This window comes from Stenotrophomonas sp. 22385 (genome assembly GCF_052045085.1).
In the GTDB taxonomy this organism is placed as follows: domain Bacteria; phylum Pseudomonadota; class Gammaproteobacteria; order Xanthomonadales; family Xanthomonadaceae; genus Stenotrophomonas.
The window spans coordinates 256,405-280,896 of sequence record NZ_JBQEOG010000002.1; the positions used below are offsets into that span (position 1 = coordinate 256,405).

At 68.3% G+C, this 24,492-nt stretch carries 21 protein-coding genes; 18 read left to right on the plus strand and 3 right to left on the minus strand.

Annotation, left to right across the window (positions count from 1 at the left end):
* Window positions 1-14: 14 nt before the first annotated feature.
* From gspE to pncB, 14 genes are all read left to right on the plus strand, one after another.
* Entirely contained in the window at window positions 15-1,748 is a 1,734-nt protein-coding gene (gene gspE / locus ACTJI4_RS05580; protein WP_440868778.1) for a type II secretion system ATPase GspE, read from the plus strand.
* A 2-nt stretch (window positions 1,749-1,750) separates the two neighbouring features.
* Window positions 1,751-2,971 (plus strand): type II secretion system protein XpsF, encoded by a 1,221-nt coding sequence (xpsF, locus tag ACTJI4_RS05585; RefSeq protein WP_392919303.1) that lies wholly within the window; start codon window positions 1,751-1,753, stop codon window positions 2,969-2,971.
* 40 nt (window positions 2,972-3,011) lie between these two features.
* Window positions 3,012-3,446, plus strand: a complete 435-nt coding sequence (gene gspG, locus ACTJI4_RS05590) for a type II secretion system major pseudopilin GspG (protein WP_392919300.1) — start codon at window positions 3,012-3,014, stop codon at window positions 3,444-3,446.
* A 93-nt stretch (window positions 3,447-3,539) separates the two neighbouring features.
* Entirely contained in the window at window positions 3,540-3,962 is a 423-nt protein-coding gene (gene xpsH / locus ACTJI4_RS05595) for a type II secretion system protein XpsH (protein WP_440868849.1), read from the plus strand.
* Window positions 3,959-4,381, plus strand: coding sequence for a type II secretion system protein XpsI (gene xpsI, locus ACTJI4_RS05600; protein ID WP_440868779.1), 423 nt, complete (start codon window positions 3,959-3,961; stop codon window positions 4,379-4,381). Before xpsH ends, xpsI begins: the two co-directional genes overlap by 4 nt.
* A complete protein-coding gene (locus ACTJI4_RS05605) occupies window positions 4,378-5,010 on the plus strand; it encodes a type II secretion system protein J (RefSeq protein ID WP_440868780.1) in 633 nt (210 codons plus the stop codon). Before xpsI ends, ACTJI4_RS05605 begins: the two co-directional genes overlap by 4 nt.
* A complete protein-coding gene (locus ACTJI4_RS05610; protein WP_440868781.1) occupies window positions 5,007-5,867 on the plus strand; it encodes a general secretion pathway protein GspK in 861 nt (286 codons plus the stop codon). The genes ACTJI4_RS05605 and ACTJI4_RS05610 overlap by 4 nt, the downstream gene beginning before the upstream one ends.
* Window positions 5,864-7,021, plus strand: coding sequence for a PilN domain-containing protein (locus ACTJI4_RS05615; RefSeq protein WP_440868782.1), 1,158 nt, complete (start codon window positions 5,864-5,866; stop codon window positions 7,019-7,021). Before ACTJI4_RS05610 ends, ACTJI4_RS05615 begins: the two co-directional genes overlap by 4 nt.
* The gene (gspM, locus tag ACTJI4_RS05620; protein ID WP_440868783.1) at window positions 6,996-7,724 is read left to right on the plus strand and encodes a type II secretion system protein GspM; all 729 of its coding nucleotides are present in this window, start codon (window positions 6,996-6,998) and stop codon (window positions 7,722-7,724) included. The genes ACTJI4_RS05615 and gspM overlap by 26 nt, the downstream gene beginning before the upstream one ends.
* A complete protein-coding gene (locus ACTJI4_RS05625) occupies window positions 7,714-8,529 on the plus strand; it encodes a hypothetical protein (protein ID WP_440868784.1) in 816 nt (271 codons plus the stop codon). The genes gspM and ACTJI4_RS05625 overlap by 11 nt, the downstream gene beginning before the upstream one ends.
* Window positions 8,530-8,538: 9 nt before the next feature.
* Window positions 8,539-10,737, plus strand: coding sequence for a type II secretion system secretin GspD (gspD, locus tag ACTJI4_RS05630; protein ID WP_392919280.1), 2,199 nt, complete (start codon window positions 8,539-8,541; stop codon window positions 10,735-10,737).
* A 43-nt stretch (window positions 10,738-10,780) separates the two neighbouring features.
* Window positions 10,781-11,641 (plus strand): glycosyltransferase family 2 protein, encoded by an 861-nt coding sequence (locus tag ACTJI4_RS05635; protein ID WP_392919277.1) that lies wholly within the window; start codon window positions 10,781-10,783, stop codon window positions 11,639-11,641.
* A complete protein-coding gene (locus ACTJI4_RS05640) occupies window positions 11,638-12,474 on the plus strand; it encodes a glycosyltransferase family 2 protein (RefSeq protein ID WP_440868785.1) in 837 nt (278 codons plus the stop codon). The genes ACTJI4_RS05635 and ACTJI4_RS05640 overlap by 4 nt, the downstream gene beginning before the upstream one ends.
* Window positions 12,475-12,597: 123 nt before the next feature.
* On the plus strand, window positions 12,598-13,773 hold the full coding sequence (pncB, locus tag ACTJI4_RS05645; RefSeq protein ID WP_440868786.1) for a nicotinate phosphoribosyltransferase: 1,176 nt from the start codon (window positions 12,598-12,600) through the stop codon (window positions 13,771-13,773).
* Window positions 13,774-13,841: 68 nt separating this feature from the next.
* Here the strand turns inward: pncB and ACTJI4_RS05650 are convergent, their stop codons facing one another.
* Together ACTJI4_RS05650 and ettA are read right to left on the minus strand one after the other, a co-directional pair.
* Window positions 13,842-15,158, minus strand: a complete 1,317-nt coding sequence (locus ACTJI4_RS05650) for an NCS2 family permease (protein WP_440868787.1) — start codon at window positions 15,156-15,158, stop codon at window positions 13,842-13,844.
* Window positions 15,159-15,313: 155 nt separating this feature from the next.
* Complete coding sequence (ettA, locus tag ACTJI4_RS05655; protein WP_392919264.1) at window positions 15,314-16,978, minus strand: energy-dependent translational throttle protein EttA; 1,665 nt, start codon at window positions 16,976-16,978, stop codon at window positions 15,314-15,316.
* 234 nt (window positions 16,979-17,212) lie between these two features.
* Here ettA and ACTJI4_RS05660 point away from each other — a divergent pair, with 234 nt between their 5' ends.
* Window positions 17,213-17,668: an RcnB family protein gene (locus ACTJI4_RS05660; RefSeq protein WP_392919261.1), complete on the plus strand. Its 456-nt coding sequence runs from the start codon at window positions 17,213-17,215 to the stop codon at window positions 17,666-17,668.
* A gap of 77 nt (window positions 17,669-17,745) precedes the next feature.
* On the opposite strand, the gene ACTJI4_RS05665 is transcribed toward ACTJI4_RS05660, so the two are convergent.
* Window positions 17,746-21,912: an autotransporter domain-containing protein gene (locus ACTJI4_RS05665; protein ID WP_440868788.1), complete on the minus strand. Its 4,167-nt coding sequence runs from the start codon at window positions 21,910-21,912 to the stop codon at window positions 17,746-17,748.
* Between the two features lie 237 nt (window positions 21,913-22,149).
* Here ACTJI4_RS05665 and glyA point away from each other — a divergent pair, with 237 nt between their 5' ends.
* From glyA to nrdR, 3 genes are all read left to right on the plus strand, one after another.
* Complete coding sequence (gene glyA, locus ACTJI4_RS05670) at window positions 22,150-23,403, plus strand: serine hydroxymethyltransferase (protein ID WP_440868789.1); 1,254 nt, start codon at window positions 22,150-22,152, stop codon at window positions 23,401-23,403.
* Window positions 23,403-23,846, plus strand: coding sequence for a hypothetical protein (locus ACTJI4_RS05675; RefSeq protein WP_440868790.1), 444 nt, complete (start codon window positions 23,403-23,405; stop codon window positions 23,844-23,846). Before glyA ends, ACTJI4_RS05675 begins: the two co-directional genes overlap by 1 nt.
* 93 nt (window positions 23,847-23,939) lie before the next feature.
* Entirely contained in the window at window positions 23,940-24,461 is a 522-nt protein-coding gene (nrdR, locus tag ACTJI4_RS05680; protein WP_392919253.1) for a transcriptional regulator NrdR, read from the plus strand.
* Window positions 24,462-24,492: the final 31 nt, after the last annotated feature.

The following is a 24,492-nucleotide window of genomic DNA, read 5'->3' on the forward strand; positions in this document are numbered from 1 at the left end:
CCAGGAGAGCTTTCGTGAATGCGGTAACCCACGATCTTGCTGAAGAGTCAGCCATGGATGCGGAAGGCCGCATCGTGGCGCTGTTGCTACGCAACGGCCGGCTGAAGGAGGCCGACCTGGCGCGCGCCCGGCCGCTGCAGCGCGAAGCCGGTGGCAGCCTGCTGCCGCTGCTGGTGCGGCTGGGCCTGGTGTCCGAACGCGACCATGCACAGGCCTGTGCCGAGGTGCTGGCGCTGCCGCTGATGGAGGGCAAGGGCGTGCCCGAAGCGCCCCCCGAATCCCTGATCGACGCGCTGCCGCTGTCGCTGCGCTTCCTCAAACAATTCCACGCCTGCCCGCTGGCGCTGCACGACGGCGTGCTCGACCTGTGGCTGAGCGATCCGCAGGAGTCGTACACCGCCGATGCGGTGCGGCTGGCAATGGCGGTGCCGGTGCGCCTGCACGTGGGCCTGCGTTCGGAGATCGATGACGTCATCGAACGCTGGTTCGGCCAGGGCCGCAGCGCGATGGGCGCGATCATCGAAACCGCCGACGGCGAAGGCAGCGTGGTCGACGATATCGAGCATCTGCGCGACCTGGCTTCGGAAGCCCCGGTGATCCGCCTGGTCAACCTGGTGATCCAGCGTGCGGTGGAACTGCGCGCGTCGGACATCCACATCGAACCGTTCGAAAACCGGTTGAAGGTGCGCTATCGCGTCGATGGCGTGCTGATCGAAGGCGAAAGTCCGCCGGCCAACCTCACCGCAGCCGTGATCAGCCGCATCAAGATCATGGCGCGGTTGAACATCGCCGAGCGCCGGTTGCCGCAGGATGGCCGCATCATGCTGCGGGTGCAGGGCAAGGAACTGGACCTGCGCGTGAGTACCGTGCCGACCGCGCACGGCGAGAGCGTGGTGATGCGCCTGCTCGATCGCGACACCGTGGTGTTCGATTTCCACCGGCTCGGCTTTACCGATGCATTCCTGCCGCAGTTCCGGAAGGTGCTCGAGCAGCCGCACGGCATCCTGCTGGTCACCGGCCCCACCGGCTCGGGCAAGACCACCACCCTGTACACGGCACTGAGCCAGCTCAATACCGCCGATGTAAAGATCATCACGGTCGAGGATCCGGTCGAATACCAGATCGAAGGCATCAACCAGATCCAGGCCAAGCCGCAGATCGGGCTGGACTTCGCCAACGCGCTGCGCAGCATCGTCCGCCAGGACCCGGACATCATCATGATCGGTGAAATGCGCGACCTGGAAACCGCGCGCATTGCGATCCAGTCCGCGCTGACCGGCCACCTGGTGCTGTCCACGCTGCACACCAACAACGCCGCCGGTGGCATCACCCGCCTGCTCGACATGGGCGTGGAGGATTACCTGCTTACCTCCACCATCAACGGCATCCTGGCCCAGCGCCTGGTGCGCCGGCTGGAGCCCCAGCACGCGCTGCGCTACCTGGCCTCGCCGGAGGAGATCGAGAAGTTCGGGCTGCGCCGCCTGCAGCCGGAAGGCGACATCTACCTGTACCGCGCGCAGCCCTCGGCGATCGCGCCGACCGGTTATCTGGGGCGCACCACCATCATGGAATTCCTGGTGATGAACGATGAGCTGCGGCGCGCGGTGATGCGCCGCGCCGGCATGGGTGAAGTGGAACAGATTGCCCGTGCCGCCGGCATGCGCACCATGTACGAGGATGGCCTGGCCAAGGCATTGATGGGCCATACCACGCTTGAGGAAGTGCTGCGCGTGACCGAGGAAAGCTGAGCATGCCGCAGTACCGCTACAAGGCCCTCAACGCGCACGGCGAGCTGTTCGACGGCCAGATGGACGCCGCCAGCGAAGCCGATGTGGCCGCGAAGCTGCAGGACCAGGGCCATCTGCCGATGGAAGCGCGGCTCGCGAGCGAGGGCGGTGCGGGCGGGACCGCATGGACGGCACTGTTGCGGCGCAAGCCGTTCGACGGGGCCGCGCTGGTGCAGTTCACCCAGCAGCTGGCCACGCTGCTCGGTGCCGGCCAGCCGCTGGACCGCGCGCTGACCATTCTGCTCGAGCTGCCTGAAGACGAACGCAGCCGGCGGGTGATCACCGACATCCGCGACGTGGTGCGCGGCGGTGCCGCGCTCTCCACCGCGCTGGAACGCCAGCACGGGCTGTTTTCACGGCTGTACGTCAACATGGTGCGCGCCGGTGAAGCCGGTGGCAGCCTGCACGACACGCTGCAGCGGCTCGCCGATTACCTGGAGCGCAGCCAGGAGCTGAAGGGCAGGGTGATCAACGCGCTGATCTACCCGGCGATCCTGCTGGCGGTGGTTGGCGGGGCGCTGCTGTTCCTGCTGGGCTATGTGGTACCGCAGTTCGCGCAGATGTATGAAAGCCTGGATGTGGCCCTGCCCTGGTTTACCCAGTGGGTGCTCAGTGCCGGACTGCTGGTGCGCGAGGGCTGGCTGGCGATGATCGTGGTGCCGGCGCTGGCGCTGCTGGTGATCGAACGCAAGCTGCGCCAGCCCGCGGCGCGGTTGGCGCTGGATGGCTGGCTGCTGCAGCGCAGGGCCATCGGCGGGCTGGTGGCCAAACTGGAAACCGCGCGGTTGGCACGCACGCTGGGCACCCTGCTGCGCAACGGCGTGCCGTTGCTGGCCGGCCTGGGCATCGCGCGCAATGTACTGGGCAACCGCGCGCTGGCCGCCGATGTGGACGCGGCCAGCGACGAGGTCAAGAACGGCAATGGCCTGTCCGCGTCGCTGGCCAAGGGCAAGCGCTTCCCACGCCTGGCGCTGCAGATGATCCAGGTCGGCGAGGAATCCGGCGCGCTGGATGTCATGCTGCTCAAGACCGCCGATACCTTCGAACAGGAAACCGCACGCGCGATCGATCGGCTGTTGTCGGCACTGGTGCCAGTGATCACCCTGGTGCTGGCCTCGGTGGTCGGCCTGGTGATCGTGGCCGTGCTGGTGCCGCTGTACGACCTCACCAATGCCATCGGCTGACCGCCATGGCGTCCGTTACGACATGCTGCAAGGAGCTTCCATGATCCACCGTCGCAAACAGGTCCGCATTTCTTCGCCACGCAACCAGTCGGGCATGAGCCTGCTGGAAATCATCATCGTCATCGTGTTGATCGGCGCGGTGCTTACCCTGGTCGGCAGCCGCGTGCTCGGCGGCGCCGATCGTGGCAAGGCCAACATTGCCAAGTCGCAGGTCCAGACCATGGCCGGGAAGATCGAGAACTACCAGCTTGATACCGGCAAGCTGCCGGCCAAGCTGGACGATCTGGTCACCCAGCCGGGCGGCAGCAACGGCTGGCTGGGTCCGTATGCCAAGGCCAGCGAGCTGAACGATCCGTGGGGCAACGCACTGGAATACCGCGCACCAGGCGAAGGCCAGCCCTTCGACCTGATCAGCCTGGGCAAGGATGGCAAGGTCGGCGGCAGCAGCTACGACGCGGACATCAAGTACGAGTAAGCGCGCGTGCGTACGCCCACCGCGACGTGCCGCACCCGCCCCTCTCGCGCCCTGTCGCGACGGCACGCCGTGCATGGCGTTTCGCTGCTGGAAATGCTGCTGGTGGTGGCCCTGATCGCGATCATCGGGGTGATCACCGCCACCGCCATGAACGGCGGCATCGACGGCATGCGGCTGCGCAATGCCGGCAAGGAAGTCGCCAGCCAACTGCGCTACACGCGCACCCAGGCCATCGCCACCGGTGAACGCCAGCGCTTCCTGATCGATCCGCAGGCACGCACCTGGGAAGCCGCCAATGGCCGCCACGGCAGCCTGCCTGATGCGCTCGACGTCCATTTCCGCGGTGCCGGCCAGGTGGCCGGAGTGGCCAGTGGCAAGGGCGGCATCGCGTTCCATCCCGACGGCGGTTCCAGCGGCGGCACGATCGAACTGGGCGTGCGTGATGCACTGTGGCGCATCGACGTGAGCTGGATCACCGGCGAGGTGCGCTCCGGCCCGGTGCGGGGCGCGCCATGAAACGCCAGCGCGGCTATTCGCTGCTGGAAGTGATCGTCGCCTTCGCGCTGCTGGCGCTGGCGCTGACGCTGCTGCTGGGCAGTCTTTCCGGGGCCGCACGCCAGGTGCACAACGCCGACCTGCGCACCCGCGCGATGCTGCACGCGCAGTCGCTGCTGGCCGCGAGCGGTATCGAGCAGCCGTTGCAGGAAGGGCGGTCGCAGGGCGACTGGGAAGACGGCCGCTACCGCTGGGAGCTGCAGGTGGAACCGTATGTCGATGCACGCGCGAGTGCGCTGCCGCAGGGCGCCATGAACGCCGTGAGCGGGCCGACGCTGGCGCAGCTGACCCTGCAGGTGCGCTGGGGCGAGGGCGATGGTGAACGCCTGCAGTGGCGTTCGCTGCGGTTGTTGCCGGACACGCCGGAGGCGGCGAGATGAGCCGGCGCGGCGCCCGCGGCTTCACCCTGATCGAAGTACTGCTGGCCACCGTGCTGCTGGTCGGTGGGCTGGCGCTGGCCTTCGCCACCGTGCGCTCGGCGATGAACATCGCCCAGCGTGGCGAACGCGTGGCCGCGCAGAATGAGCGCATGCGCGCGGTGGAAGGCTTCCTGCGCCGTCGCCTGAGCATGGCGCTGCCGACCGCCGCCGAGCCGCCCGATCCCACCCGCGAACCCCTGTATTTCCGGGGCGAGCCGCAGCGCATGCTGTTCGTCTCCGAACTGCCGGGGTATCTCGGCCGCGGCGGGCCCTACGTGCATGAGCTGCAGGTCAACCGCAACGGCGATGCGCTGCGGTTGGAGGTGGCCCTCACCCTGGTGCACAACGGCGAGCGCATCGACGAAACCCCGCCGCGTGCGCCGGAACTGCTGGCCGACGCGCTGCGCGAGGTCGCGTTCCGGTATCGCGGCATCGACCCGCGCAATGGCCAGCTGGGCGAGTGGCAGACGCGCTGGGATGACACCCGGCGGCTGCCGCTGCTGGTGGAGATCCGCATCGTGCCGCAGCAGGGCCCGGCGTGGCCGCCGATGGTGGCGGCGTTGTCGCAGTCGCGCGGGCCGCGCTCGTGAGGCGCGCGCGTGGTGCGGCGCTGGTGCTGGTGCTGTGGCTGATCGCGCTGCTCACTGCCGTGGTCGGCGCGTTCGCGCTCAGCGCGCGCATCGAACACCTGCAGCAGCGGGTGATCGGTGACGATGCGATCGGCCAGGAGTACGCGCGCGCTGGGCTTGAGTACGCCCTGTTCCGCCTGCGTCCCTCGGCGCTGCAACCGCCGTGGCAGGCCGACGGCCGTCGCTACCGCTGGACCTTCGATGGGCGCCGGATCGACCTGCGGATCATCGACGAGAACGGCAAGATCAACCTCAACCTGGCCGATACCGCCTTGCTGACCGCGTTCCTGCGCGCGCTGGACGTGGAACCCGCGCGCGCGCAGCAGCTGGCGGGCGCCATCGCCGACTGGCGCGATCCCGACAGCCTCAAACAGCCCGGTGGCGGTGCCGAGACGGCTGACTACCAGGCCGCAGGCGTGCCTTATGGCGCGCGCAACGGGCGTTTTGAGACGCTCGGCGAGCTGCAGCGGGTGTTGGGCATGGACGCCGACCTGTATGAACGGATGGAACCGATGCTGACCCTGTACAGTCGGCAGTCGCGCCCGGATCCGCGGTTCGCGGCCGGGCCGGTGTTGAACGCGCTCGGGCTGGATGCCGAGCGCCTGCTGGCCGAACGCGAGCGGGCCGAAGCGGCCGGCGACGAAAACGTGACCGGCGCGCTTGCCAGTGGCAGCGGCACCTATAGTATCGAGAGCCGCGCTCTGGACGAACGCGGACGGGTTTCGGTGTTGCGTGCGGTAGTGCGCATGGGCGCGGCAGGCACGCCGGGAACGACTTACACGGTACTTCGCTGGGAACAGGGAATGGCAGCACGATGACGGCATGGCGGGACAGTCTGGCGCAGGCACGGGGACGGTTCGCGCCCGGCGTGGGCAATGGCCTGCGCTGGTGGCGGCGTTCGCTGCTGGCGTGGCTGCCACTGCGCTGGCAGTGGGCCATGGGCTGGTCGCGCTCGCGCCTGCTGCTGTCGCGGCACGCCGAACAGCTGGTGCTGCGCCGCGACACCGCCGCCCAGCTGCAGGCCGTGGCCGAACTGCCGTGGCCGACCGCGCCGGCCGACCTGGAACGGGTGCTGGATGCGCGCCTGCGCGCGCTGCCACGGCACTGGGTGCTGCCGGCCGCCGCCGTGCTGCGCCGCCCGCTGCGCCTGCCGGCGGCCGCCGCACCGCGCCTGCGCGATGTGGTGGGCTTCGAGATCGACCGGCAGACCCCGTTCGAGGCCAGCCAGGTCCATTACGACGTACGCGAACTGGACACCTTGCCCGACGGGCAGCTGCAGGTGGAGCTGGTGGTCATTCCGCGCCAGGCGCTGGAGCAGTGGTCGCAGCAGGCCGGCAGCTGGGCGCAGCAGCTGGCCGGCGTGGATGCCGATGACGGTACCGGGCAGCCGCTGGGCGTGAACCTGCTGCCGCCGACCCAGCGACGGGTCACCCACGACCCGATGCGGCGCTGGAACCTGCTGCTCGCCGTCGCCACGGTGGTACTGCTGGCCTTGGCCGGCACCCAGTTGCTGGACAACCGCCAGGCGGCCGCCGATCGCCTGCGCGAGCAGGTCGATGCCGCCGCACACGACGCGCGCCGCGTGGCGGCGCAGCGCCAGCAGCTGCAGGAGCTGGTCGACGGCGCTGCGTTCCTGGAGGCCAAGCGTGCCGAACATGCCAGCACCGTGGAGCTGTGGAACGAACTGACCCGGCTGCTGCCCGATGGCACCTACCTGGAAAAGCTTTCTGTTGAAGGCAACACGCTGCAGCTCATCGGGCTGAGCCGTGAGGCCTCGCAGCTGGTGTCGCTGCTGCAGGATTCACCGCTGTGGCGCAAGGTCAACCTGACCGGCGTGCTGCAGGCCGATGGCGGCGCCGCCGGCCGTGACCGCTTCACCCTCACTGCCGAACTGCAGCCGTTGCCGGGTGCCCCGGCCGCCGCCACGCCTGCTCCGGAGGTTGCCGATGGCAATGCCGCCAACACGCCGTGACCGCTGGCTGGCACTGGCGTTGCTGCTGGCGGTGATCACGCTGGCCTACCTGCTGCTGGTGCACCCGTGGTTCACCCGGCCGCTGCTGGACATCAACCAGGGCATTGCCGGGCTGCAGGAACGCGAGCAGCGCGTGCAGGCCCAGCTGCAGCAGCGTAGGCAGGTGCAGCAGCGCCTGCAGCAGGTGCAGACGGCACTGGAAGGACGCCCGGGCTTCCTGCGCGAGCCCACCGCCGAATCAGCCGCGGCCGCGTTGTCGAGCCGGCTGCAGGATGCGGTCGCGTCGGCCAGCCCCGGCAACCGCAGCTGCACCATCAGCAACCGCTCGCCGCTGACCGACACCGCGCGCGATGCGCAGTTCCCGCGCGTGGCCCTGCAGGTCCGCCTGCGCTGTGGCGTGCCGGAAATGGCCGCAGTGCTGCACACGCTGGAAACCGGCAGCCCGCGCCTGTTCGTGAACAACCTCAACCTGCTGGCGCAGCGGTTCCAGGCCTCGCCCAACGAGACCGGCACCGGCCTGGACGTGTCGTTCGAACTGGTCGGCTACCTCCGACCCGGTGCAGGCAACGAGGCTGCCGCCGCGCCGCTCGTGCCGGCCCCCGAACCTGCGCCGGCAGGGCTGGAACCCATGGGGTCGGCCATGGCGGCGCCGACCGACCCCGGCACGGCCGAACCGGTCGAGGAGGGCGCCAATGAAGATTGAGCTGGCCCCCCTGAGAAGCTGGTGGCTGGGCGGCGTGGCCGCCTGGGCGGCCGCGATCTGGATTGCCACGCTGTTCGGCGCGGGCGGACGCATCGCCCCGGCCGGTGCCGGCGACCGGGCCGCACCGCCGCTGCCGACCCTGGCCGCGGCCGCGCCGGAGCGCATCGCCTCGGCCGAGGCCTACGCCGCCATCGGCGCGCGGCCGCTGTTCGCCGAAGACCGCAAGCCGCGCCCGTACCTGCTGGGCGGCAGCGAGCCCGGCAGCAGCGCGAGCGCGGTGACCCTCACCGGGGTGCTGCTCACCTCCGAATTCGGCATGGCCATCCTCACCACCGACCAGAAGCAGTCGCTCCGCCTGCGCCTTAACGGCGATGCGGTCAATGGCTGGCAGCTGCTTGCACTGGAGCCGCGCAGTGCCACCGTCACCGGTCCCGGCGGCACCCAGACACTGGAACTGGTGACCTTCAGCGGGCAGGGCGGCGAACCGCCTACCGTGCTGGGCACCGCGGCCGGCGCTGCGCAGGCCAACGGCGCGCGCCCGCCGGCTCCCGCGCCGCTGCAGAACGCGGGCCGCGGCCCCACAACGAACTTCACCGGCGCGCCGCCGCCGGCGGCGCAGGCAGCGGCGGAAGCCGCCGCCAATGCAGCCGCTGAAGCCGCAGCCGCAGCGCGGAAACCGGCCGCGCAGGGTCCAAGCGAAGAACAGATGCAGGCCATCCGCGCCCGCATCCAGGCGCGTCGCCAGCAATTGCAGCAGCAACAGTCGCAGCAGCCGCCCGCAGGCGGCTCCGGCCAAACCAAATAGAGTGAAAGCATGACATTGCGTCTTTTCTCCCTGTCGTTCGCCGTGGCCCTGCTTGCAGGCTGCGCCTCCGTACCCGGTCCCGAGGTGCGGCGTGATGCGGTTCTTGATGGCAAGCACCAGGTGGTGGCCGGTGACGGCTCGCGCGACGGCGTGGACGCGCAGCCGCTGAACGCCGACGGCGCGCCGCAGCCGGTGATCCGCCGCGGCAGCGGCACCATGATCAACCGCAGTGCCGCCGCGGCACCGTCGCCCGCGCTGGCGCAGGCCAGCACCGGCACCGCCACCTTCAACTTCGAAGGCGAGTCGGTGCACGCGGTGGTCAAGGCGATCCTGGGCGACATGCTGGGCCAGAACTACGTGATCGCGCCGGGCGTGCAGGGCACCGTGACCCTGGCCACGCCCAAGCCGGTGTCCTCGGCCCAGGCCTTGAACCTGCTGGAAATGGTGCTGGGCTGGAACAACGCGCGCATGGTCTACAGCGGCGGCCGCTACAACATCGTCGCCGCCGACCAGGCATTGGCCGGCACGGTAGCACCGAGCACCGCGCCGGCGGCCAATGCGCGCGGGTTCGAAGTGCGCGTCATCCCGCTGCAGTACATCTCCGCCACTGAAATGAAGAAGGTGCTGGAGCCTTACGCGCGCCCGAACGCGATCGTCAACGTCGACAGCGGCCGCAACGTGATCACCCTCGGCGGCACCCGCAGCGAACTGGAAAACTACCTGCGCACGGTCGAGATCTTCGATGTGGACTGGCTGTCGGGCATGTCGGTGGGCGTGTTCCCGATCCAGACCGGCAAGGCCGAGCAGGTCGCGGCCGATCTCGAAAAGGTGTTCGGCGAAGAGAGCAAGACCCCCAGCGCCGGCATGTTCCGCTTCCTGCCGCTGGAAAATGCCAACGCGGTGCTGGTGATCACGCCGCAGGCACGCTATCTGGACCAGATCCAGCAGTGGCTGGAACGCATCGACACGGCCGGCGGCAGCGCCAGGCTGTTCTCCTACGAACTGCGCTATGTCAAAGCCAAGGACCTGGCCGAGCGCCTGGCCGAAGCCTTTGCCAGCGAAAACAGCCGCAGCGGGCGCGGCGGTGGCGGTTCTCTTGCACCGGGTGCGATCACCCAGGAGCTGGGCAGCCGCGACGGCACCAGTGGCAACAGCCTCAACAGCACCGGCAGCACGGGTACCTCCCGCACCGGCGGCATGGGCGATGGCACCATGAGCCTGCCGCAGCGCCAGCCGGGCAACGCCAGTTTCAACCTGGAAATCCAGGGCGATACGGTCGGCGTATCGGCGGTGGAGGAAACCAACACCTTGCTGGTTCGGTCCACCCCGCAGGCGTGGCGTTCGATCCGCGAAGTCATCGAGAAGCTCGACGTGATGCCGATGCAGGTACACATCGAAGCGCAGGTGGCCGAAGTGGCCCTGACCGGTGACCTTGCCTACGGCGTGAACTGGTTCTTCGAACAGGCGGTGGCCACCGGCAAGACCGAAAGCGGCATCGACCTGCCCAGCGCACTGGGTCGTTCGATCTGGGGCAGCATTTCCGGCCGTGTGGGTGACAACGGGCTGGGCTGGACCTTCCTGGGCAAGAACGCCGCTGCGGTGGTCACCGCGCTGGACAAGGTGAGCAACCTGCGGCTGCTGCAGACCCCGTCCATCTTCGTGCGCAACAACGCCGAAGCCACGCTCAACGTCGGCACCCAGATCCCGATCAACTCCGTATCGGTCAACACCGGCGTGGGCGGCGACAACACCTACAGCCAGGTGCAGTACCTGGACACCGGCGTGATCCTGAAAGTGCGCCCGCGCATCACCCGCGATGGCGTGGTGTTCCTGGACATCGTGCAGGAAGTCAGCTCGGCCGGCGCCATTCCGTCCGGCTGCGATCCCACCCGCACCACCTGCAACCCGCCCATCAACACCCGCAAGATCTCCACCGAAGCGGCGGTGCAGAGCGGCGACACCATCATGCTGGCCGGCCTGATCACCAATTCCGACGAGAACGGCGCCAACGGCGTGCCGGGCCTGAGCCGGATCCCCGTGATCGGCGCGCTGTTCGGCAGGAAGACCCAGAATACCGACCGCTCCGAAGTGATCGTGCTGCTCACTCCGACCATCGTGCGCAACGCGCAGGAGTCGAGGAACCTTACCGACGAGTACAGCAACCGCTTCCGTGCCATGGAACCGTTCCCGTCCCGCCCCAAGCGCTGAGTCCTGTTACGCTGCGGCCACGACGCCGCACACAGGGGGACGGATGGGAACGATCGTGTTGCTGCCGATCGGAGTCGATGACAGCGCGCTGGACCGCTGCCTGGCCGCGCTGGATGCGGGCACGCCGGCGCGGACGCCGGTGTGGCTGGCCGACGATGGCCAGGCCGGGCCGCGCGCGCAGGCGGTGATCGAGCACTGGCTGGAAAGCACCCCGCTGCGGGCCGAATACACCCGCCGCGCCCGCGCGATCGGCGAAGTGGCGCACCTGGATGAAATGCTGCGCGCCTGCGAAGGCGGGGACGTGGTGGTGCTGGCGCCCGATGCGGCGCCCGCGCCGGGCTGGCTGCAGCAGCTGGAAGCCTGCTTTGCGCGGGATGCCTCGATCGGCTCGGCCACGCCGTGGTGCAATGCAGGTGAAACGGCGGCCTGGCCACGGCTGGGCGAGATCAACCCGGTGCCGGACGATCTGTCCGCGGTGGCGCAGGCGTGCGCCGCACTGCCCACGCTGGACCCGGAACTGCCTTCGGCGGTGACCCACGCGGTCTTGCTGCGTGCCAACGCGCGACGCAGGGCCGGCGGCCTGGACGTGCACAGCTATGGCTCGTGGAACGCGGCGTTGATCGACCTGAGCCTGCGGATGGCCGGCCTGGGTTGGCGCAACGCGCTGTGCGCCAATGCGTATGTCGCGCGCGACGGTGAGGCGCAGGCGTACGACGGCGACCTGGAGGCGCTGGGGACGCGTTGGCCGACCTGGCAGCCACGGTTGGCCGGTTTCCTGATGGGCGATCCATTGCTGCAGGTCAGGCAGGACCTGCAGCGCCTGCACCAGCAGGCGATAATGCCCCGGTCGCAGGGCGATCTGTTCGGATCGCCCGCCGCACCCGCTCCGGAGCCGCCTGTTTGAATCCCTGCATTGCCGTCATCATCGTCAGCTACCAGAGTGCCAGCACCCTGGACGCCTGCCTGACGCGGCTGCGCGCGGCCGACGAAGTCGCCGAGATCCGCGTGGTCGACAACAATTCCGACGACGGCACGCTGGAGATCGTGCAGCGCCACGCCACGGCAGACCTGCGCGTGCGTTTCATCGCCAACCCCGACAACCCGGGCTTCGCCGCCGCCAACAACCAGGGCGTGGCCGACAGCCAGGCGCCGTGGCTGGCCTTCATCAACCCCGACCTGATGGTCGAAGCCGGCACGCTGGCACAGCTGCGCGCCCGCGGTGAGGCGTTGGGCGATTGCGTGCTGGGCGTGGAGCAGGTGGACGAGCAGGGCCAGCCCGATGCGGCGGTGCGCCGCCGCGATCCCGATTTCGGCGCCATGCTGCGCCACCCGGGGCAGGGCGCGAAGCTGGCCATTCCGGCCGACCCGTCGCAGGTGCTGCAGGGGGTGCCGGCGCTGTCCGGGGCGCTGCTGCTGATGCCGCGTACGCTGTTCGACCGCATCGGCGGCTGGGATGCCGGCTACCGCCTGCATGCCGAAGACCTGGACCTGTGCCGCCGCGCACGCGAGGCCGGCGCGGTGGTGGCCATCGCCAACGACCTGCGGGTGGTGCACGTGCGCGGTGTATCCAGCCGCTCGCGGCCGTTCTTCGTGGAATGGCACAAGCACCGTGGCCTGTGGCGCTACTTCCGCCGGTTCGAGGCGCCCCGGCGCAACCTGCTGGTGCAGGCCGCGGTATGGGGCGCGATCTGGGCGCACGCCGCGGCCCAGATCCCGCGGTTGCTCCGCAACCGCTGAGGCGCGTACCGACCAACGGTCGGTACCTGCCGGGGCGTGGGCATGATCCCGGGTGTCACTGAGGCGCGGCGCCGTAGGTACCGACCGTTGGTCGGTACATGCGGGCAGGCGCATAATCCGGGCATGATCATCCAGTCCCTGCTCGACACCGACCTGTACAAATTCACCATGATGCAGGCGGTGCTGCACCAGCACCCCGGCGCGCAGGTCCAGTACCGGTTCAAGTGCCGCACGCCGGGCATTGACCTGGCCCGCTTCATCGACCAGATCAACGCCGAAATCGACCACCTGTGCCAGCTGCGCTTCAGCACCGAAGAGCTGGACTACATGCGTGGGCTGCGTTTCGTGAAGCCGGACTTCGCCGATTTCCTCGGCCTGTTCCACCTGGACCGCAAGTACATCGACCTGCGTCCGTCGCAGGCCGTCCCGGGCGAGATCGAGCTGGACATCACCGGGCCATGGCTGCACACCATCCTGTTTGAAGTGCCGCTGCTGGCGATCATCAACGAAGTCTGGTTCCGCAACACCAGTACCCCGGACTTCGCCGAAGGCGAGCGCCGCCTGCAGGCCAAGACCGCGCTGCTGCGCGATACGCCCGGCTTCGAGCTGTGCCGCATTGCCGACTACGGCAGCCGCCGCCGCTACTCGCGGGACTGGCACGCACGCATGCTGCCGATGATGCGCGATGCGCTGGGCGAGCAGTTCGTGGGTACCAGCAACGTGCATTTTGCGCGCCTGTACGGCATGACTCCGCACGGCACCATGGCGCATGAGTACCTTCAGGCCTTCCAGGCGCTTGGCCCGCGGCTGCGCGATTCGCAGGTGGCGGCACTGGAATCGTGGGCGCGCGAATATCGCGGCGACCTCGGCATCGCGCTGTCCGACGTGGTCGGGCTGGACGCGTTCCTGCGCGATTTCGACATGTATTTCTGCAAGCTGTTCGATGGCGTGCGCCATGATTCGGGCGACCCCTTCAGCTGGGGCGACCGCATGCTGGCGCACTTCAAGGAGCGCCGCGTGGACCCGCGCAGCAAGGTGCTGGTGTTCAGCGACGGGCTCAACATCGAAAAAGTGATGCGCCTGTTCGATTACTTCCGTGGCCGCTGCCAGGTCGCGTTCGGGGTGGGCACCCACCTCACCAACGACCTGGGCCCGACCCCGCTCAACATCGTGATCAAGATGGTCCGCTGCAATGGCCAGCCGGTGGCCAAGCTGAGCGATTCGCCGGGCAAGAGCATGTGCGACGACCCGGGCTACCTGGCGTACCTGCGCCAAGTATTCGAACTTCCGCCGGAATAGCGTAACGACCAACGGTCGTTACCTACCGCCGATGACGCATTGACCGTGTACGGATCAACGGTCGTTACCTACTCCAACGCGTACCGGGCAACGAACAAGGCGGCAACCAACCACACGGCCGGATGCACTTCCCGCCACCGCCCGGTACCGGCCTTCAGCACCGCATAGGCAATGAACCCGAACGCCAACCCGTTGGCGATCGAATACGTAAACGGCATCGCCAGCGCACACAGCGCTGCCGGCACCGATTCGGTCAGGTCATTCCATTCCACATCCACCAGCTCACGCAGCATCAGACCGGCCACGAACAGCAGCGCCGGCGCGGTGGCATAGCCGGGCACCATGCCGGCCAGCGGCGAGAACAGCAGCGCGGCCAGGAACAACGCGGCCACCACCAGCGCGGTGAGTCCGGTGCGGCCACCGGCCTGCACGCCGGAGGCGCTTTCGGCGAAGGCGGTGGTGCTGCTGGTGCCCAGCAGTGAGCCGGCGACGATGGCGGTGCTGTCGGCCAGCAGCGCACGCCCAAACCGCTTCTGCGCACCGGGCAGCTTGAGCAGGCCGGCACGGCCGACCACGCCATACAAGGTGCCGGTGGCATCAAACACTTCGACGAGCACGAACACCAGCACCACCTGCAGCAGCACGGCGATGGGCGCGCCGCCGTCGTGGTGCAGCAGGCCGGGCAGGTCCAGTTGCAGGAAGGTGGGCGCCAGGCTGGGCGGCAGCGAGATCACGCCCTGGTACTGCACGGCGCCCAGCAGCCAGGCGGCGCCGGTGACCGCGAGAATGCCGATCAGGATGGCACCGCGCACGCGCCGTGCTTCGAGGATGGCAATCAGCAGGAAGCCGGCCAGGGCCAGCAGCGGCGGGGCGGCATTGAGCGGGCCAAGCGCGACCAGGGTGTCGGGGTTGGCGATGATCACGCCGGACTTCTGCAGGGCGATGATGGCCAGGAACAGGCCGATGCCAGCCACGATCGAGGCGCGCAGCGAGGCAGGAATACCGGCCACCAGCCAGGCGCGCACGCCGGTCAGCGACAGCGCCAGGAACACCAGGCCGGAGATGAACACGGCGGCCAATGCCTGTTGCCACGGCAGGCCGGCGGCACCAACGACGGTGAAGGCGAAGAACGCATTCAAGCCCATGCCGGGGGCCATGCCCACGGGGAAGTTGGCGGCGAACGCCATCACCAGCGAGCCCAGCGCGGCGGCCAGGCAGGTGGCGACGAACACGGCGCCGGGATCCATGCCGGTGGTGGACAGGATGTCGGGATTGACGAAGACGATGTAGGACATCGTCAGGAACGTGGTCAGCCCGGCCAGCAGCTCGGTGCGCACGGTGGTGCCGTGCTGTTTGAGCTGGAACAGGTTTTCAAGCAGTTTCATGGTGGGGGTCCATGGGTGTTGGCAGCTTTCGAGGGAGGCCGGCGGCCTCCCTGCGCGCAGCAATGAAACGCTGCCGCTGACCTTGCGCCACGACCAACGGTCGTGGCCTACCACAATGCAAAACGGCCGCGCGAGCGCGGCCGTTTTCGCTTTTCTTATTTCAGCGCCTTGAAGCGCAGGCGCTTCGGGGCGGCGTCGTCGCCCATGCGGCGGCGCTTGTCTTCTTCGTATTCGCGGTAGTTGCCCTGGAAGAACTCCACGTGCGAATCGCCTTCGAACGCCAGGATGTGGGTCGCGATGCGATCCAGGAACCAGCGGTCATGCGAAATGACGAACGTGTTGCCCGGGAACTCCAGCAGTGCATCTTCCAGCGCACGCAGGGTTTCGATGTCCAGATCGTTCGACGGTTCGTCGAGCAGCAGCACGTTGCCACCCTGCAGCAGCGTCTTGGCCATGTGCAGGCGGCCACGCTCACCACCGGACAGCGAGCCGACCAGCTTCTGCTGGTCCTGGCCCTTGAAGTTGAAGCGGCCGATGTAGGCGCGCGACTGGATCTCGATGCCGTTGATGTTGAGGATGTCCAGGCCGCCGGCGATTTCCTGGAAGACGTTGTGGTTGCCTTCCAGCGCGTCGCGGCTCTGGTCCACGTAGGACAGCTTGACGGTCGGACCGACCACGATCTCGCCGGAATCCGGCTTCTCCTGGCCCGTGATCATCTTGAACAGGGTCGACTTGCCGGCACCGTTGGGACCGATGATGCCCACGATCGCGCCGGCCGGGACCAGGAAGCTCAGTTCGTCGAACAGCAGGCGGTCGCCGAACTTCTTGGACACGTTCTTGAACTCCATCACCGAATTGCCCAGGCGCTCGCCCGGCGGGATGAAGATTTCATTGGTTTCGTTGCGCTTCTGGTAATCGACCGACTGCAGCTCTTCCAGGCGGGCCAGACGGGCCTTGCCCTTGGTGCGGCCGCCCTTGGCGTTCTGGCGCGACCACTCCAGTTCCTTCTGGATCGCCTTCTGGCGCGACTTTTCCTGGTTGTCTTCCTGCTTCAGGCGCTCGTCCTTCTGCATCAGCCAGTCGGTGTAGTTGCCCTTCCACGGAATGCCGCGGCCGCGGTCCAGTTCCAGGATCCATTCGGCGGCGTTGTCCAGGAAGTAGCGGTCATGGGTGACGGCCACCACGGTGCCGGTGTAGCGCGCCAGGAACTGTTCCAGCCATTCCACCGACTCGGCGTCGAGGTGGTTGGTCGGTTCGTCGAGCAGCAGCATGTCCGGCTTCTGCAGCAGCAGGCGGCACAGCGCCACGCGGCGCTTTTCACCACCGGACAGCTTGCCCACGATGGCATCCCACGGCGGCAGGCGCAGCGCATCGGCGGCCACGTCCAGCTGGTTTTCCAGGGTGTGCGAATCGCCGGCGGCCAGGATCGCCTCGAGGCGCTCCTGTTCCTTGGCCAGCTTGTCGAAATCGGCACCTTCTTCGGCATAGGCCAGATACACCGCGTCCAGCGCGGCCTGGGCCTGCAGCACCTCGCCCACGCCTTCCTCGACCGCTTCGCGCACGGTCTTGGTCGGGTCCAGCTCCGGTTCCTGGGCCAGGTAGCCGACCTTGATACCGGGCTGCGGGCGGGCTTCGCCCTCGAAGTCGGTGTCCACGCCGGCCATGATCTTCAGCACCGTGGACTTGCCGGCGCCGTTCAGGCCCAGCAGGCCGATCTTGGCACCCGGGAAGAACGACAGCGAGATGTCCTTGATGATCTGCCGCTTGGGCGGGACCACCTTGCTGACTTTGTTCATCGTGTAGATGTATTGCGAGGACATGAGCTCTCCGAAGACGCGACCCTGCGCCCGTTCCGTCAGGAACAAGCACAGATGAAAAGGGATGACGCCAATTATAGCCGGAAGCGCCGGCCACCGCCGGGCGGGCCGTCGGGCGGGGCTTGCCGCTGCCTGAATGGGTCGTCAAGCTGCCTGGAATGGAAACCGTTTCCAGCCGGAAACCGTTCAGACGACGTCAGCATGATGGAGCCATCACTCCACCAAGCGAGGCCAGTCATGCGTATGAATCGAATTGTGGTCGGGACCGTTGCCTCGCTGCTTGCCTTGGGCAGCATCGCCCCGGCGTTCGCCGACGACCATCGCGGCCGCGGCCACGACCGCCACCACGACGATCGTCACGACCGTCGCCACGACCGCCACGACTGGCGCGACGACCACCGCCGTGAAGCCCGCCACGATCGCCGCTACTACGACAACCGTGGCTACTACCGCCCGGCACCGCCGCCGCGCGTGGTCTACCGCCCGGCCCCCGGCCGGGGCTATGGCTGGGCACGCGGTCACCGCTACAACGAGTACTACCGGGGCCCGGTCTACGTGGTCAACGACTACAGCCGCTACTCGGTGCGCCGTCCACCGCGTGACCACCATTGGATCCGAGACGACCGTGGCAACCTGCTTCTGGTCGCCATCGCCACCGGCATCATCGCCGACTACGTGATCAACAACCGGTAAGCCCGGAACGCAACATCCCGAAACGAAGAAGCGCGCCCCAGGGCGCGCTTCTTCGTTCTACAGAGCGAAACAGCCGGTCAGAACGCCACCGACCAGTCCAGCTGCGCGCCCACATCGCGCTGGCCGTCACCCTCACGCCCCTGCATCTGCAGCGACAGCCGGCTGTTGGCGCTGGGGCTCACCGCCACACCCAGCTGGGCCAGCACGCTGCTGCGTGCCAGCAGTGCACCGGCAATGGTGAAGTCCTGCGTACCGCCGACGAAGCGCGCGGTGGTGGTGGGCAGACGGTCGCCATCGGCGTACTGCCAGCCCACGCGCGCGGTCAGCACGGCGCGGTCCTGCAGGCCCCCGCTGATGTCCCAGTCGGCCTTCAGCGCGGCCAGGCCGGTGCGGTACCGGCTGTCGGCCGCACCCAGGCGCAGCGCGCTGTCGCCGCCGCGTTCCTGCCCGCCATCGCTTTCCAGCCGTACCTGGGCCAGTTCGATTTCCGGGGTCAGCTGCAGGCGCGGACCGCCGAAGGACCAGCCGGCGCGCACGAACGCGGTGGTGCCGGTGGCGTCCTCGCGGGCCAGCAGCTCCTCGCTGAAGGTCGTACCCACCTGCGCGGTGCGGGTGGTGTCGGTGCGGTAGTCGGCCCGGGTCACGCCGCCGCGCAGGCTCAGGCCCTGCCAGCGGTAGCTGGCGTACACGCCGTACTCGGTCGCATCGGTCTCAGCCACCGCCGCACGCTCGCGCAGGCGGTTGTCCAGCTGCTGCTGGCCAGCGGCCACGCCCAGTTCCAGCGTGTCACCCAGCTGCCAGCCGGCACCGGCCATCAGGCCGTGCTGCTGGACGCGGGTGGCCGCATTCTGCGCGCTCGCATCGGTACGCATCTGCCCACCGCTGCCGGCCACCCAGGCCTGCACACCCGGCGCGATGTCACCGCTGATCGCGCGGCCATCCAGGTGGCGGTCGATCCCATCGTGCAGGAAGCGGTTCTGCAGCAGCGCGCCACGCGTGGCCGCATGCACTTCACCAGACAGGCTGTCGAAGGCCGGTACCACCTGCGGCACTTCCAGGCGCACCACCGCGTCGTACACCGCGTTGCCATCGCCCAGCGCTTCCACGGCGGTCGCCACTTCGCGCTGGTTGTCATTGACCACCACCTCGGGGAACGCCAGTTCCACCTCGGGCAGCGCGATGTCGTTACGCGCCATGGTCAGGTACACGTTGTTGGTGTCATAGCTCAGGGTGGGATCGAGGAAGGCGAAGTTGCTGGTCACACCGGCAAACGTGCCGTCCACGCCGTCACCGGCAGTGAGCACGGTGTAGCGCGTGGACACCTGCCAGTCGCCGGCCGCGGCCACCGCCACGGTGCCCGCGCCGCCCAGCGAGGCGATGCCGGCCACGTCCACCCGATCGCTGCGGCCATCGGCGGCCACGTCCACCGAGAAGGTGGCGCTCGGGTCGAACAGCAGGTCGCCTCGGATCGACAACCGGCCGATACCGCCGCTGACGCGGCTGCCCGGCGAGAGCACGCTGCCGCCCAGCAGCTGCACGCTGCCCAGGCTGCCGTTGCCGGCCAGCAGCGCACTGTTGTCCAGCTGCACCCAACCGCCCAGCGCGCCCTCCACTGCCAGCATGCCGCCGTTGACCACGGTGGTGCCGGTGAAGCCGCTGCTGTCGCCGGTGAGGGTCAGGAAGTGGCGGCCCTGGCGCAGGGTGCCTTCGCCGCTGAACTGACCGGCGTAGGTCAGCACGCGGGTGGTGTCGATCTGGAGCGTGCCGGCGCCGTCAATCTGCACGTCGCCGCCGTTGAGCGCATTGCCGGTCACGCGCAGGGTGCCGTCCTCGACACGGGTGAGGCCGCCGGTGGTGCCACCGCCCAGGGTCAGGGTGCCGCCATCGCGCTTGACCAGCGTGCTGCTGCTGTTGCCGCTGACATTGCCGGACAAGGTGGCGCTTTCACCGGTGGCTACCGCCACAGCGACTTCGCCCTGCAGCTGTACCGAATTGTTGAGGGCCACTGCATCGCCCAAGGCCAGGGTGGTGCCGTCGGCCATGCCCAGCCAGCCACCGCCCAGCGCGGCGCCGTTGGCCAGGGTCACGCTGCCTTCGTCGACCAGCAGCGCGCTGTTCCAGCCGGTGCTGTCGCCACGCAGCGTCAGCGTGCCGCTGCCGGTCTTGTGCAGTTTGCCCGGACCGGTGAAAGCGCGCGAGGTGGTCAGGCTGCCGTCGACCTCCACGTCGAACGTGGCGTCGGCGCTCAGCAGTACGGCCGTGTCGACCGACAGCGCGGTGCCGGTGCGCAGGGTGCCGCCGGCCATATCGAAGCGGGAGGCACCTTGGCCGTCGGACAGCACGGCGCTTGCGGTGCCGGTGCCCACGGCGAGCACCGCATCCTGCCCTACGGTCAGGGTGCCGCTGCTGCCCGCATTGCGGGCCAGGAGGATGTCGCCGGCGATGTCGGCGCTGGCGCCATCGGCAACCGTGAAGGTGGCTTGGCCCGATTCGCCCACGCTCAGCGAGCTGCTGCTCCAGCTGGAGCCCGCGCCCGTCACCCCGATGGTTCCCTGGCCTTGGGCGGAATCCCCCACCAGCACGTTGCCCAACGCGACCGTGCCGCCGTTGGAGATGTCGAGGTTACCCACGCCGGCGTTGCCCACCCGCGTGGTGCCGCCGGTCTGTTCGACGCGGGCCCCGGCGCCGGACACCAGCAGGTCACCCCGTGAGCGATCGCTGGCCGAGATGGCGCCATTACCGACCGCCAGGTCGCCCTGGATGTCCAGGCGGGCACCGTCGAGAACCTTGACCGTCGCCTTGCCCAGCTCACCGATGCTGAGCGCGCCGGTGTTCAGCCACTGGCTGCCCGCACCGGAGATTTCCGCTGACGCGTCGCCGGTGCGGGCCACGCCCAGCACCGCCGCCGCGCTGCTCAGCTGCCCGCCATCGAGCACCTGCAGCGTGCCGTAGCCCACATTGGCGATCCTCAGGGTGCCGCCGGTGGTGAACTGCGCATCGGCACCGTTGACCACCAGCACGCCGGTGCCATTGACACCGGCGCCCAGCTCGACATCGTTGGCGACTGCCACGGTGCCGCCGTTGTCGACATCCACCCGGCCCCAGCCGCTGGCGCCCAGGGTCAGCGAGGCCGCCTCCAGGCGCGAGCCCACGCCGGTCGCCCGCGCGGTGCCCACGCCGCTGGAGGCCATGCCCAGCGTGGTGGCGCCAAAACCGGCGCTGGCGCCGTCGGACACTTCAATGGCGCCCACGCCCGCGTTGCCCACGACCGTCTGGCCGCTGGTCTGCACGAAGCGGGCATCGGCACCGGACACAACCAGGTCACCACGCGAGCGCAGGCTGGCGGACAGCGCCTGGTTGCCCAGATACAGGTTGCCGCGCACCTCGGCGCTGGCGCCATCGAGCACCTTCACGGTGCCCTTGCCGTACTCACCGATGTTGAGCACACCGGTGTTCAGCCAGCGGCTGCCGGCACCGGAGATCTCGGCGACGCCCACGCCGGTGCGGGTGTTGCCGACGTAGCCGGTCACGCTGGTCATCTGGGCACCATCGAACACCTTGACGGTGCCGTTGCCTTCATTGCCCAGGAGCAGGGTCCGACCACTGGTGAAACGCGAGGTGGCACCACTGACGTTGACCAGACCGGTGCCGGTAGGGCCCGCGCCGACATAGGCGTCGGTACCGATGGCCAGGGTGCCGCCGTTGTCGACGTCGACCTGGCCATTGCCCAGGTGGCCGACGCCGATGGTGGTCAGCGCGTTCCAGGTCGAGCCGGCGCCGGAGATGAGGATGCGGCCGTCGGCCGTGGAGGCGGTCCCCGCGCGATCACCGGTGCCGACGAAGATGGTGGCCGAGGTCAGCTGGCCGCCGCCGAGGATCGACAGGTTGCCGCGGCTGGTATAGCCGACGTGGATATGGTTGGTGCGCTCCCCGGTAAGGGTGACGTCGGCGGTACGGTTGCCATCGATGTAGGCGGCCACCGAGCCGCTGGTCGGCTCGCCGGCTTCCCAGTTGCCGGCGTTGTCCCAGCGGGTGTCGAGGGTGCCGCGGAACTCGTTCCAGCCGTTGAGGCCGGCGAAGGCGGACGGCGCGGCGCAGGCCAGCGCGATGCCGGCAACCAGCGGCGCCACGCGCGGCGCGCGCCGGTCGATGCGGCGGGTGGCACGGCCGCCACGGGCGAACTCGGACACTACCTGAAGGCACTTCAGCGCGTGATTGAAGACCACGCGATATACATGATTCACAGCCAACCCCCGTTTTTATGAAAGCGATTCCCTGAGGGGGCGATAACGGCCGGCGGATGAACGTCTTTAGGGTATTGGATCGATTAATCTGAACAATTCAAGGAACAGTGTCTCAGTTCAGATTTTTGGCCGGATCTACGCGCCCGGGCGCAATCCCGCCCTTCGGCACGGGCCAGCCCCGGCCGCCGGCCTTACAATGGAAGGCTGTCGTTCCCCTCACCCTGTCTGGAGTAAGCGATGTTCCCGCGTGACGTCCGCATCGAAACCTACGATCCCGAACTGGCCAAGGCCATCGCTGCCGAAACCCAGCGCCAGGAAGACCACGTCGAGCTGATCGCCAGCGAGAACTACACCAGCCCGGCGGTGATGGAAGCCCAGGGCAGCCAGTTGACCAACAAGTACGCCGAAGGCTACCCGGGCAAGCGCTACTACGGTGGCTGCGAATACGTGGATATCGCCGAGCAGCTGGCGATCGACCGGCTCAAGCAGCTGTTCGATGCCGACTATGCCAACGTGCAGCCGCATAGCGGTTCGCAGGCCAACCAGGCGGTGTACTTCGCGCTGCTGCAGCCGGGCGACACCATTCTGGGCATGAGCCTGGCCCACGGCGGCCACCTCACCCACGGTGCCAAGGTCAACGCCTCGGGCAAGCTGTTCAACGCGGTGCAGTACGGGGTGAACGAGCAGGGCCTGATCGACTATGACGAGGTCGAGCGCCTGGCCCTGGAGCACAAGCCGAAGATGGTGGTGGCCGGTTTCTCGGCGTATTCGCAGGTCGTGGACTGGGCGCGCTTCCGCGCCATCGCCGACAAGGTCGGTGCCTACCTGTTCGTGGACATGGCCCACGTGGCCGGCCTGGTCGCCGCCGGCGTCTACCCCAGCCCGCTGCCGCACGCGCATGTGGTCACCTCCACCACCCACAAGACCCTGCGCGGCCCGCGTGGCGGCATCATCATCGCCAAGGGCGCCGGCGAAGAGATCGAAAAGAAGCTGCAGTCGATCGTGTTCCCGGGCATCCAGGGCGGCCCGTTGATGCACGTCATCGCCGCCAAGGCCGTGGCCTTCAAGGAAGCGCTGGAGCCGGGGTTCAAGGCCTACCAGCAGCAGGTGGTGAAGAACGCCCAGGCGATGGCCACCACGCTCATCGGGCGCGGCTACAAGATCGTCTCTGGTGGCACCGAGAACCACCTGATGCTGGTCGACATGATCGGCAAGGACGTCTCCGGCAAGGATGCGGAAGCCGCGCTGGGCAAGGCCCACATCACGGTCAACAAGAACTCGGTACCCAACGACCCGCGCTCGCCGTTCGTGACCTCCGGCCTGCGTCTGGGCACGCCGGCGGTGACCACCCGCGGTTACCAGGAAGCGGACTGCGTGGAACTGGCGGGCTGGATCGCCGACGTGCTCGACGCCCCGGCTGATGAGGCGGTGATCGCCCGCGTGCGCGATGCGGTCAGCGCGCAGTGCCGCAAGTACCCGGTCTACGGCTGATGCATGAAACCCTGCAGCGGCGCCTGTACATCGCGCAGGCGCTGCTGCTGGGCGTGCCCGCGCTGGTCGCCGGTGGCGGCGTGGCCGGGCTGGCGTTGTACGTCTTTTTCGACCGCCACGGCTATATGGCCAATCGTGAGGGCCTGTTCCTGCTGACCTGGGCCTTGGCCGGCGTGTGTGGGCTGCTGGGCTGGGCCTGGTTGAGCGTGGTGTACCTGCGCAGCGGGCGCGCCGCCCTGCGCAGCACCGGCATGCTGCCGTGGGTCGGGCTGGGGTTGGGCGTGGTGGCCGCGCTGGGCGTAGTCGCCCTGGTCGCATACAACTCGCTTTCCGGCAGCTCGTGGCGGGTGCTGGGCTATCTCGTGGTGGGGCCGCCGCTGCTGGTCAGCAGCGCGCATCTGCTCTGGCTGCGGGCGGTACCGGCGGCTGTCAGCGAATCCTGATCGACATCCCGATTTGTACGCTGGGGTCTTCTCAGGTACCGTTGCGACGCTGCCGTGACCACGGCATGACGTTTTTCTGATGCAAGGCGTTCCATGTACTGTCCGTTCTGCCAGCATGCCGATACCCGGGTGATCGACTCGCGCGTCTCCGAAGACGGTGCGACGATCCGCCGTCGGCGTGAATGCGAGGCGTGCAGTGAGCGCTTCAGCACGTTGGAAACCATCGAATTGAAGCTGCCGGCGATCGTCAAGAGCGACGGCAGCCGCGAAGCGTTCGACGTACGCAAGCTGCGGGTCGGCTTCGACCGCGCGCTGCAGAAACGCCCGGTGCCCGAAGACAAGATCGAACTGGCGGTGCGCGCGGTGATGCAGCAGCTGCGCATGTGCGGTGAACGCGAGATCCCGTCGATCAAGGTCGGCGAGTTCGTGATGAACGAACTGCGCAAGCTCGACCACGTGGCTTATGTGCGGTTTGCATCGGTGTACCGCAGCTTCGAGGACGTGGCCGATTTCCGCGAGGAAATCGAAAAGCTTGAACGCGAGCTGCCGTCCAGTACCGAACAGCTGCAGCTGCTGGGCGATGTGATCGCCCTGACCAAGAAGAAGAAAGGGTAGGGCGGGGCTCTGCCCCGCTGCATTACCATCA

Excerpts from the sequence above, each read along its gene's own strand:
- xpsF (WP_392919303.1), top strand. The coding sequence starts at position 1,751 with ATGCCGCAGTACCGCTACAAGGCCCTCAACGCGCACGGCGAGCTGTTC.
- gspG (WP_392919300.1), top strand. The coding sequence starts at position 3,012 with ATGATCCACCGTCGCAAACAGGTCCGCATTTCTTCGCCACGCAACCAG.
- xpsH (WP_440868849.1), top strand. The coding sequence starts at position 3,540 with ATGCTGCTGGTGGTGGCCCTGATCGCGATCATCGGGGTGATCACCGCC.
- xpsI (WP_440868779.1), top strand. The coding sequence starts at position 3,959 with ATGAAACGCCAGCGCGGCTATTCGCTGCTGGAAGTGATCGTCGCCTTC.
- ACTJI4_RS05605 (WP_440868780.1), top strand. The coding sequence starts at position 4,378 with ATGAGCCGGCGCGGCGCCCGCGGCTTCACCCTGATCGAAGTACTGCTG.
- ACTJI4_RS05615 (WP_440868782.1), top strand. The coding sequence starts at position 5,864 with ATGACGGCATGGCGGGACAGTCTGGCGCAGGCACGGGGACGGTTCGCG.
- gspM (WP_440868783.1), top strand. The coding sequence starts at position 6,996 with ATGGCAATGCCGCCAACACGCCGTGACCGCTGGCTGGCACTGGCGTTG.
- ACTJI4_RS05625 (WP_440868784.1), top strand. The coding sequence starts at position 7,714 with ATGAAGATTGAGCTGGCCCCCCTGAGAAGCTGGTGGCTGGGCGGCGTG.
- gspD (WP_392919280.1), top strand. The coding sequence starts at position 8,539 with ATGACATTGCGTCTTTTCTCCCTGTCGTTCGCCGTGGCCCTGCTTGCA.
- ACTJI4_RS05635 (WP_392919277.1), top strand. The coding sequence starts at position 10,781 with ATGGGAACGATCGTGTTGCTGCCGATCGGAGTCGATGACAGCGCGCTG.
- pncB (WP_440868786.1), top strand. The coding sequence starts at position 12,598 with ATGATCATCCAGTCCCTGCTCGACACCGACCTGTACAAATTCACCATG.
- ACTJI4_RS05650 (WP_440868787.1), bottom strand. The coding sequence starts at position 15,158 with ATGAAACTGCTTGAAAACCTGTTCCAGCTCAAACAGCACGGCACCACC.
- ettA (WP_392919264.1), bottom strand. The coding sequence starts at position 16,978 with ATGTCCTCGCAATACATCTACACGATGAACAAAGTCAGCAAGGTGGTC.
- ACTJI4_RS05660 (WP_392919261.1), top strand. The coding sequence starts at position 17,213 with ATGCGTATGAATCGAATTGTGGTCGGGACCGTTGCCTCGCTGCTTGCC.
- glyA (WP_440868789.1), top strand. The coding sequence starts at position 22,150 with ATGTTCCCGCGTGACGTCCGCATCGAAACCTACGATCCCGAACTGGCC.
- ACTJI4_RS05675 (WP_440868790.1), top strand. The coding sequence starts at position 23,403 with ATGCATGAAACCCTGCAGCGGCGCCTGTACATCGCGCAGGCGCTGCTG.
- nrdR (WP_392919253.1), top strand. The coding sequence starts at position 23,940 with ATGTACTGTCCGTTCTGCCAGCATGCCGATACCCGGGTGATCGACTCG.